Origin of the sequence: Pseudovibrio sp. POLY-S9, from assembly GCF_001431305.1 — a bacterium.
Classification (GTDB): Bacteria; Pseudomonadota; Alphaproteobacteria; order Rhizobiales; family Stappiaceae; genus Pseudovibrio.
Map to the genome: position 1 here is coordinate 10,528 of NZ_LCWX01000189.1, position 1,883 is coordinate 12,410.

General features: G+C 54.1%; 3 protein-coding genes. 1 reads left to right on the forward strand and 2 read right to left on the reverse strand.

Annotated elements, in window-relative coordinates:
* Positions 1–16 precede the first annotated feature (16 nt).
* The gene (locus PPL9_RS18340; protein ID WP_057464044.1) at positions 17–733 is read right to left on the reverse strand and encodes a helix-turn-helix domain-containing protein; all 717 of its coding nucleotides are present in this window, start codon (positions 731–733) and stop codon (positions 17–19) included.
* Positions 730–984 carry a helix-turn-helix domain-containing protein gene (locus tag PPL9_RS18345; RefSeq protein WP_057464045.1) on the reverse strand — a complete coding sequence of 85 codons (255 nt, stop codon included), beginning with the start codon at positions 982–984 and terminating at the stop codon, positions 730–732. Before PPL9_RS18345 ends, PPL9_RS18340 begins: the two co-directional genes overlap by 4 nt.
* 496 nt (positions 985–1,480) lie before the next feature.
* On the opposite strand from PPL9_RS18345, the gene PPL9_RS32445 reads away from it, so the two are divergent.
* Positions 1,481–1,883: hypothetical protein (locus PPL9_RS32445; protein ID WP_208989471.1), on the forward strand; the 403-nt coding region annotated here is incomplete at its 3' end.

Here is a 1,883-nt window from a genome sequence, read left to right on the forward strand (position 1 = left end):
CAGTTGCTCCAGTTCCTCAATCTCTTGAGCCGTTCTTGGTGCTAGTCGTCGTTCTGGCCGGGAGACTATCAGCTGCTGTAACAGCCTCATCCCAGGCTCTCTGCCAAACATGGGAAATGGATTTTTTACGTTTGGAGGGTTCATGGGATCGAACAGATTGCTCATGGGATTTCTCCTTGGATTGAAGGACCGCCTGTGCTGGAGGTTTTGCCCGAAGTTGCTCACAGGCCATGTTTTGGGGGTAAGGGGGAAAAGGTTCTTTTGATGGTTCTAAATGACGGTTCAAGGGGGGCACCACGTGCCGGTTGGTAGCGGCACCACATGCCGGTTGGTGCGGCACCACGTGCCGGTTGCTGGCAGGTCCTTCCGGCACACCATGCCGGCTGGTTGTTCCGGGTTTGATCGCTGGTAAGTTTTCCAAGGCAGGGTGATCATTTTGATCGGGAATGGCCCTGCGTCCGTCAAAGCCAGTAAGGATGAAAATATCGGACCTGCGAGAGCCATTGGCACGGCGACGTTGGTAGCGGGTGATCAGACCCAGCGCTTCCAGATCATTCAGGCAATTGCACAGCTTGCGCTCTGAGCAGCAGCACGCCTCCTGCAACGTGGCTTGCGAGGGCCAGCACAGGCCGTATTCATCTGCAAAGTTGGCAATGGTGACCAGCACAAGCTTCTCGATCGGATCGGAAACTTGAGAACACCCATAAGCCCAGGTGATCGCTTGAACGCTCATAGGTTCGAAATCCTGTTCTCACGGATTTCCTTTTGCTTGAGCCACTCGATGACAGAGGCGCGGCGGTAAAATACTCGCCGTCCGGTACGCACACACGGCGGGCCAATGCGCATGGTCTGCCAGCGGCCCAGCGTATCAACACAAACGCCAAGCTCTTTGGCCAGCTCTGCGCGGGTCATCCAACCATCAAGAATGGCCCTGGGTTGTGTCTGTTCAGGTTCAAGTTCCGGGGTAGGGACGTTGTCTTCCATGTGCTCCTCCAAAGCAGGACCGCTCGGGCTCAAACGGTTTGCGGAAAAGCTAAGCATGGAAGGTCAATAGGCGCGTAGGCGTTCAAAGGCAGTGAAAGGCGTTCATAGGCGTTCAAACATTAAGGCAACGCCCTATGGAGGACAATCGAACCGTTTCCTGAGGCTACTCCCTCGATGCGTCGGAGGCCTCAAACCAAGGGTCGCAACTGCCCCTGTGAGTTCATGAAGATTTGGAATATCCCATAGATATCAATGGTCAATTTTAGAATTCGAGTTGCAGCAAAAACTTTCAGTGTTTCAAAATACCGATGCCTTGGTCAAATCAACTCTGCTGGACGTGCTGATTTGAGAAACTGGCCTGTTGTAAGCCGGTAAAGGTCTTAAGTTTTTCTGGAAATAGCCTGACCTAAACGGCAGGCTGAATGCGAACTACATGCGGTGATGTGTTCTTTGATGAGGCCCAATAGAAGCTGGATGCCACAGGGGAGGGATACCAATGACGCTGCCATCAAAAGAGTATTTCACAGTTTTTGAAGCCGAGGCGCGTTGGGGCGTTCCTCTTGCCACCATTGCAGGCTGGGCTGAGGCGGGGCGGTTTCGCCTTGTCACCAGCACGCCATTGGTTGTGTGCGGGGCACAAAAAGTATGTGGGATGGTGGAGCTGTGCGGATCGGATCTGTTCAAAATGCTGGGAACCGCGGGGGTACCTGCACGCACCTGCCTTGTGCACCGCGTGATCCCTTCGCGCAAGAAAGGTGCCGAATTGCTTTATGTCACCTGCCCCAGGCAAGGTCTGGCAGTACAGCCCGATGAGCTTTGGATTCCAGCGACTGATCTTTATCGCTTTGAAGAAAAGCATGCTCTTGGTCAGTGTAGTGGCAGGGGGGGCAATCGGGGGG

What these genes read in the sequence shown, in the direction of transcription:
- PPL9_RS18340 (WP_057464044.1), bottom strand. Translation starts at nt 733, where the DNA reads ATGAGCGTTCAAGCGATCACCTGGGCTTATGGGTGTTCTCAAGTTTCC.
- PPL9_RS18345 (WP_057464045.1), bottom strand. Translation starts at nt 984, where the DNA reads ATGGAAGACAACGTCCCTACCCCGGAACTTGAACCTGAACAGACACAA.